At 77.7% G+C, this 1,219-nt stretch carries 2 protein-coding genes; both read left to right on the top strand.

All coding sequences use genetic code 11. The features are described 5' to 3' along the window. A partial coding sequence (locus tag GTW08_RS01500; RefSeq protein ID WP_255497395.1) for a reverse transcriptase domain-containing protein occupies positions 1 to 559 on the top strand: 559 nt, incomplete at its 5' end. A gap of 189 nt (positions 560 to 748) precedes the next feature. Then, a partial coding sequence (locus GTW08_RS01495) for an MFS transporter (protein ID WP_161151284.1) occupies positions 749 to 1,219 on the top strand: 471 nt, incomplete at its 3' end.

Below are 1,219 nucleotides of genomic sequence, written 5' to 3'. Positions count from 1 at the left end.
CGGGGTGCTGCGCGTCTGCCCGCACCGGGGCGACCCCGCCCCACGACGGCGGCTGCTCGACCGCCTCGCCGCACCGCACCTGCCGCAGGGGGCGCCGTCGTCGCCGACGATGGCGAACCTGCTCACCTACGGGCTGGACCGGCGGCTGAGCGGCCTGGCCGCCGCGGTCGGCGCCGCCTACGGCCGCTACGCCGACGACCTCGTGTTCTCCGGCGGCGCGACACTGCCGGTGCAGGGCCTGGCGCAGCGGGTGGCCGCGATCGCCGCGGAGGAGGGCTTCCGCGTCCGCCCGGACAAGACCCGGATCATGCCCGCGCACCACCGCCAGCGGATCGTCGGGCTCGTCGTGAACGGCGGCGAGCCCGCGGCGTCGCGTCGCGACCACGACGAGCTCCGCGCGATCCTGCACAACGCGGCCCGTACCGGCCCGGACGCCCAGAACCGGGCCGGGCACCCGGCCTTCCGCGAGCACCTGCTGGGACGGATCGCCTGGGTGGGGCACGGACGCCCGGCCCGGGCGGCGCGACTGCGGGAGCTGTTCGACCGCATCGTCTGGTGAGCGGCCCGGGAGCGGAAACGGCGGGCGCCGGGGGAGCGCGGCGGCTACGGTGACGGCCGTGAGCAGCCCGGAGTCGAACAGGCGGTAGCCACCGGTCCCCACCGGTGGCGGCGACCTCCCCTGCCCGCTCCCGGTGACGAGGCCGGACCGGCGTCCGTTCCACGACCCCGTCACCCACGGAGTTCCACCGTGCTGCTCGTCGTCCTCGCCTGCGCCGTGTTCGCGCAGACCACCTCGGAGTTCATGCTCGCCGGGCTCGTCCCGGACATCGCCGCCGATCTCGGTGTCACCCCGCTCGCCGCCGGGTCGCTGACCGCGGCGTTCGCCGTCGGGATGGTCGTCGGCGCGCCGCTCGTGGCGCTCGCCGCCCGCCGGCTGTCACCGCGGCTCGCGCTGCGGGGGTTCCTCGCCGCGTTCGTCGCCGTGCACGTCGCCGGGGCGCTGGCCCCCGGACTCGGGGTCCTGCTGGTCACCCGGGTGCTCGCGGCGCTGTGCACCGCCGGGTTCCTCGCCGTCGCCCTGTCGGTCGCGGTCGCCGCCGTGCCCCCGCAGCGCACCGCCCGCGCGACCGCGACCCTGCTGTCCGGCACGACCCTCGCCCTGATCGCCGGCGTCCCGGCCGGAGCGCTGGTCGGGCAGGCGTTCGGCTGGCGGGCGACG

Source organism: Pseudonocardia sp. SID8383 (assembly GCF_009864975.1).
In the GTDB taxonomy this organism is placed as follows: Bacteria; Actinomycetota; Actinomycetes; order Mycobacteriales; family Pseudonocardiaceae; genus Pseudonocardia; species Pseudonocardia alni.
The sequence above is the reverse complement of the archived record's forward strand: the minus strand, read 5'-3'. Positions and strand labels throughout refer to the sequence as shown.